This window comes from Ornithinibacter sp. (genome assembly GCF_035443565.1).
Lineage (GTDB): Bacteria > Actinomycetota > Actinomycetes > Actinomycetales > Dermatophilaceae > Fodinibacter.
In genome coordinates this window covers 8510-14770 of the sequence record NZ_DAORSO010000059.1, presented here as the reverse complement: position 1 = coordinate 14770, position 6261 = coordinate 8510, and the positions used below count along the sequence as shown (strand labels likewise).

Genomic DNA, 6261 nt, shown 5'->3' with positions numbered 1-6261 from the left:
TCAGTCGAAGGTGAGGGTGGCTCCCTTGCCGGCCTCCAGCCCGAGACCGGCGAGCCGGGCAGCGAGCACCTCCGTCGGCAGCTCCATCGACTCACTGAGCTCGTCGAGGGTGAGGCCGAGCTCGATGCCGTCGCGCAGCTCCTCGTCCTCCTGCTCGGTCCACGCGTGGCCGTGGGTGACCGCCGTCCGCGAGGACTCCGGCGGCGGCGGAGCCTCCGCGACCGGACGCGACAGCGGCACGGGCGCCACGGCATCCGCACCTCGCGCCGGGTCGCCCACCGGCGCGGCGAGCGCGCCCGTCAGTCCGCGCAGGGCGGGCTCGGCCACCGGGAGCGGCGGGTCGGCGATCTCGTCGAGGCGCGCCAGCGCGGACAGCACCATCGCCCGGTCCGAGGTCGGCCAGAACGGCGGCAGCGAGCGCTGGAGGAAGCCGGCGTACCGAGCGGTCATCATCCGGTTGTCCAGGAACGCGACGACCCCGCGGTCGTCCGAGCGCCGGATCAGCCGACCCGCCCCCTGGGCCAGGCGCAGCGCCGCGTGGGTGGCGGAGACGGCCATGAACCCGTTGCCACCCATCCGCGCGATGGCCTGGGACCGGGCCGAGGCGAGCGGGTCGTCGGGCCGTGGGAACGGGATGCGGTCGATGATGACGAGCTGGCAGGACGACCCCGGCACGTCGACCCCCTGCCACAGCGAGAGCGTGCCGAACAGGCACACCCGCGGGTCACGGGCGAACTGCCGCACCAGCGTGCTGATCTGGTCCTCGCCCTGGCAGAGGAACGCGATCTCGCCCTCCTTGTCGGCGAACCGCTCGCGCATCGCCTCGGTGGCCTCCTTGGCGGCGCGCATCGAGGAGAACAGCCCGAGCGTGCGGCCTCCGGCGGCGCGCACGAGCGCCTCGATCTCGTCGAGGGTCTCCCCCGCCAGACCGTCGCGCCCGGGCGGCGGCAGGTGCTGGGCGACGTAGGCGATGCCCTGCTTGGGGTAGTCGAACGGACTGCCGACGTCGAGCCCGCGCCACCTCGGCGCCCCCTCGCCGCGCAACCCGATGGTGCCGGCCACGGCATCGAAGGACCCGCCGAGCTCGAGCGTCGCCGACGTGAGCACGACGGTGCGCTCCTCGAAGACCTTGTCGCGCACGAGCATCGCCACGCTCATCGGGGCCACCCGCAGGACGGGCCCACGGCGCGGGTCACGGCTCAGCCAGACGACGTCGAGCTCACGCTCCTCGAGGATGCGGCAGGCGTTCTCGAACACCTCGTCGACGGCGGCGCGCGCGACCTGACGCCCGGCATCCACCTCCTCCCCCTGCTGCGGCTTGAGCTCGCTCTGCACGGTGCGCGCGGTGTCCCGCACCCGTCCGAGCGCCATGGCGAGCGAGTCGGGGATGCCGGTCAGGCGGCCTTCGGGAGCCGGCTCCAGCACCGATTCGAGCAGGTCGGCGGCCTCCTCCATCGTCGACGACGCGTCGGCCTGGCGCCCGGCCCGCTTGGCGGCGGCCCGGATCATGCCGGGGGTCACCTCGTCGGTGATGGTGGACGTCACCCGGTCGACGAGCTCGTGGCCCTCGTCGATGATGAGGACGTCGTGCTCGGGCAGCATCTGACGGCCCTCGAAGGCGTCGATCGCCATGAACGAGTGGTTGGTGACGATGACGTCGACGTCAGCGGCGGCGGCACGCGAGCGCTCGACGAAGCACTCGGTGACCATCGGGCAGCGGCTGCCCAGGCACTCCTGCGCGCTGACCGACACCTGCCGCCAGGCCCGCTCGGACACTCCCGGCACGAGCTCGTCGCGGTCACCGGACTCGGTGACCTCGGCCCACTCGCGCAGGCGCACGACCTCGGCCCCGAGCCTGGAGGCCTGCTGGTCGACCATCCCGAGTGACATGAGCGAGTCGGCGTCGTCGTCGGGGAAGCCGCCCTCCACCTTGTGCGCACACAGGTAGTTGCGGCGCCCCTTGACCAGCGCGTAGGTGGGACGACGACCCAGCAGGGGCGCCACGGCATCCGCGAGCCGTGGCATGTCGCGGTCGACGATCTGCGCCTGCAGCGCCAGCGTCGCCGTCGCGACGACGGCGGGGATGCCGGTGTCGACGGCGTGCTGGACGGCGGGAACGAGGTAGGCCAGCGACTTCCCGGTGCCGGTGCCCGCCTGGACGAGCAGGTGGCTCTTGGTGTCGATGGCGTCCGCGACGGCCTGCGCCATCTCGACCTGTCCGGGCCGCTCGGTGCCGCCCACTCCCCCGACGGCGGCATGGAGGAGGTCGGTCAGCGAAGGCACCAGAGCAGGGTATGCCGTCGCGCCGGTGGCCTGCGTGTGCCCGTCCACAGGCTGCCGGGCCCGGGTGCTCGTGGCTGGGCAGAACCGCCGCGATGTTGCGCATCGTGCGCCGGGTTGCGCCATGTGGCGCCAAGGTGATGACAGGGAAGCCCCCGTGGTGCTTGACTGGCGCCTGTGACCGCTGACACCACCTCTGCCCCCTTCCCGTCCGACATCGAGATCGCCGAGGCGGCCGAGATCACCCCGATCACGAAGCTCGCTCAGGAACGGCTCGGCCTGCCCGCCGAGGCGCTGATCCCCTACGGCCACACGAAGGCCAAGGTCGACCTCGCGCACATCCGCAGCCTGGCCGACGAGCCCGAGGGAACGCTGATCCTCGTCACCGCGATCTCCCCCACCCCGGCCGGTGAGGGCAAGACGACGACGAGCGTGGGCCTGGCCGACGCCCTCAGCCGGATCGGCAAGAAGTCGATGGTGGCCCTGCGCGAGCCCTCGATGGGGCCGGTGTTCGGCATCAAGGGCGGCGCCGCGGGCGGCGGGTACGCCCAGGTCGTGCCGATGACCGACATCAACCTGAACTTCACCGGCGACTTCGCCTCGATCGCCGCGGCGAACAACCTGCTGTCCGCGCTCATCGACAACCACATCCACCACGGCAACGCGCTCGGCATCGACCCGCGGACCATCACGTGGAAGCGCGTCGTCGACCTCAACGACCGCGCCCTGCGCGACATCGTCGTCTCGCTCGGCGGCGTGGCGAACGGCTTCCCGCGCGAGGACGGCTTCGACATCGTCGTGGCCTCCGAGGTGATGGCGATCTTCTGCCTCGCGACGTCCCTGGCCGACCTCAAGGAACGACTGGGCAACATCGTCATCGGCTACACCCGCGACAAGAAGCCGGTGACGGCCCGCGACCTCAAGGCCAACGGCTCGATGACCGTCATCCTGCGCGACGCGCTGGCCCCCAACCTCGTGCAGACCCTCGAGCACACCCCGGCGATGATCCACGGCGGTCCGTTCGCCAACATCGCCCACGGCTGCAACTCGGTCATGGCCACCCGCACGGCGCTCAAGCTCGCCGACTACGTCGTGACCGAGGCCGGCTTCGGGGCCGACCTCGGAGCCGAGAAGTTCATCGACATCAAGTGCCGCACCTCGGGGCTGCGCCCGAGCGCGGTCGTCGTGGTGGCGACCATCCGCGCCCTGAAGTACCACGGTGGCGTCGCCCTGGCCGACCTGAAGACCGAGGACGTCGACGCCCTCACGCGTGGCATGGAGAACCTGCGCAAGCACCTGCGCAACGTCAAGGACGTCTACGGCCTGCCGCCCGTGGTCGCGATCAACCGCTTCCCCACCGACACCGACGCCGAGGTCGCCGCGCTCATCGACCTCGTGCGCGCCGAGGGTGCTCGCGCCTACGAGGCGACGCACTTCAGCGACGGTGGCGCCGGTGCCGAGGCGCTGGCCCACGGTGTGCTCGAGGCCATCGAGGCGGGCGAGGGTGAGATGCAGTTCGTCTACGCCGACGAGCTCTCGCTGGCCGACAAGGCCGAGGCCATCGCCACGAAGGTCTACGGCGCGGCCGGGGTCACGTTCGACTCCAAGGCCGCCAAGCGGCTCGCGCAGATCGAGGCCGACGGCTACTCCGGCCTGCCGGTCTGCATGGCCAAGACGCAGAGCTCGTTCTCCACCGACGCCACCCGGCGCGGCGCGCCGACCGGGCACACAGTGAACATCCGCGAGGTCCGCCTGGCGGCGGGCGCGGGCTTCGTCGTCATGGTGACCGGCGACATCATGACGATGCCCGGGCTGCCCAAGGTGCCGGCATCCGACCACATCGACATCGACGAGAACGGCAACATCGTCGGCCTCAGCTGAGGGGCCTCGCGCAGATCAGGTGCGCCACCAGCGCCGTCCACCCGGTCTGGTGCGATGCGCCGCAGCCGCGCCCGGTGTCACCGTCGAAGTACTCGGCGAACGTGACGTGGACGTCCCAGAGCGGCCCGCTCGGGTGGTCGCGCGGGGTGCCGGGTCGGCGCCCGTCCGCGCCGGGACGGAACAACGACACCAGCCGTTGCTCGAGGTCGTCCGCCACCTCCCCCAGGCCTCGGGTGCGCCCGGACCCGGTGGGGTACTCGACCTCGGCGCTTCCCCCGGCGGCCCGGGCGTGGCCCCGCAGCCCGTCGATGAGCAGCACGTTGATCGGGAACCACACCGGCCCACGCCAGTTCGAGTTGCCACCGAAGAGGTTGGTGGTCGACTCCCCCGGGTCGTAGGCCACCGACATCGACACCCCGGCCACGTCGAGGGTCACCCCGCCGCGGTAGGCGGCTGACAGCGATCGGATGCCGTGGGGCCCGAGGAACTCGCCCTCGTCGAACAGCCTGGTCATCAATGCCTGCGCCCGGGCCGCGGTGAGCGGGGCGAGGCTGGTCACCACCTGACCCTCTGCGCGCGTCGTGACCAGGGCGTCGGTGAGGTCTGGTCGTCGGCGCTGGAGCCAGCGCAGCCGGGCGACGAAGTCGGGAAGCTCACGGGTGATCCAGTCGGGTGCGTGCGCGACGGCGATGAGCGGCAGCAGGCCCACCAGAGAGCGAAGGCGCACGGGTTCGGAGTGCCCGTCGGGACCGACCAGCACGTCGTAGAAGAAGCCGTCCGCCTCGTCCCAGAGCGAGACGTCGTCGGTGCCGAAGGTCTCCATGGCCTCGGCGACGGACAGGAAGTGCTCGAGGAAGGTCGTCGCCAGCCCGTCGAAGGCCTGGTCCTCGCGACTGAGCTCGAGGGCGATGCGCAGCATGCTCAGCGAGAAGAACGCCATCCAGCTCGTCGCGTCACTCTGCTCCAGGCGCCAACCCGGCGGCACGTCGCGCGAGCGGTCGAACACCGAGATGTTGTCCATCCCGAGGAACCCGCCCTCGAAGAGGTTGGACCCGTCGGAGTCCTTGCGGTTGAGCCACCACGAGAAGTTGAACATCAGCTTGGTGAAGATGCGCACGAGGAAGGCCCGGTCGGTGCCGCCGTCGAGCTGGTGGACGTGCCAGGCCGCCCACGCGTGCACCGGGGGGTTGACGTCCCCGAAGTCCCACTCGTAGGCCGGCAGCTGGCCGTTGGGGTGCTGGGCCCACTCGCGCACGAGCAGCAGCAGCTGGTTCTTCGCGAACGCCGGGTCCATGTGCGCGATGGCCACGCAGTGGAAGGCGAGGTCCCACGTCGCGAACCAGGGGTACTCCCACTCGTCGGGCATCGAGATGACGTCGGCGAGGGCGAGCTGGCTCCAGGCGCGGTTGCGCGCCGTGCGCGCCCGGCGTCCCGGCGGCGCGGGCGGCCCGGCCGGGTCGCCGTCGAGCCACTCCTTGACCGAGTAGCGGTACAGCTGCTTGCCCCAGTTCAGCCCGGCGAACGCTCGGCGGGAGATGTGCCGGTCCTCGTCGCTGACGTCGCTCGGGATGACGGTGTCGTAGAACTCGTCGGCCTCGCGCCTGCGGTCCTCGAGCACCGCGGCGAACGAGCGACCGAACGGCCGCTCCACCTGGTGGTCGGCCCGCAGCCGCAGCTGCACCCGCACCGTCTCACCGGGTGCGACCGACTCGAACCGGTAGACCAACCCGACCTTCGTGCCGGTCGCCGCGGGGTTGGTGCCGCTGTCGTCGCCGTCGACGACCGCCCGCCCGATGCCGTCCTTGGGGTAAGCCGACAGGCTCGCCCCGGCATCCGGCCCGAACACCGCGGCCACGTTGGTCTCGTTGTCGCAGAACAGCACGTCCGGGGCACCCTCGGCGACGAGGACGTACCGCCCGAGCCAACCGTGCTCGGCCTGGACCACCGTGGTGCCGGGGGCCAGCGTGTCGTCGGCGTCGACGAGGCGCAGCGACGGGAGGCGGTCGTCGCGGCCCCAGGACCACGTGTTGCGGAACCACAGCTGGGGCACGAGGTCGAGCGGCGCGGCATCCGGGCCGTGGTTGGTCGCCTCGATGACCA

3 protein-coding genes are annotated in these 6261 nt (G+C 71.6%); 1 reads left to right on the top strand and 2 read right to left on the bottom strand.

Translation table 11 applies throughout. From position 1 onward, the window contains the following. Window positions 1–2283 carry an ATP-dependent DNA helicase gene (locus PLL68_RS08190; RefSeq protein WP_324533283.1) on the bottom strand — a complete coding sequence of 761 codons (2283 nt, stop codon included), beginning with the start codon at window positions 2281–2283 and terminating at the stop codon, window positions 1–3. Between the two features lie 174 nt (window positions 2284–2457). Here PLL68_RS08190 and PLL68_RS08185 point away from each other — a divergent pair, with 174 nt between their 5' ends. Then, window positions 2458–4161: a formate--tetrahydrofolate ligase gene (locus PLL68_RS08185; protein WP_324533282.1), complete on the top strand. Its 1704-nt coding sequence runs from the start codon at window positions 2458–2460 to the stop codon at window positions 4159–4161. On the opposite strand, the gene PLL68_RS08180 is transcribed toward PLL68_RS08185, so the two are convergent. Further along, window positions 4154–6261: MGH1-like glycoside hydrolase domain-containing protein (locus PLL68_RS08180; protein ID WP_324533281.1), on the bottom strand; the 2108-nt coding region annotated here is incomplete at its 5' end. The two genes, PLL68_RS08185 and PLL68_RS08180, sit on opposite strands and share 8 nt — an antisense overlap.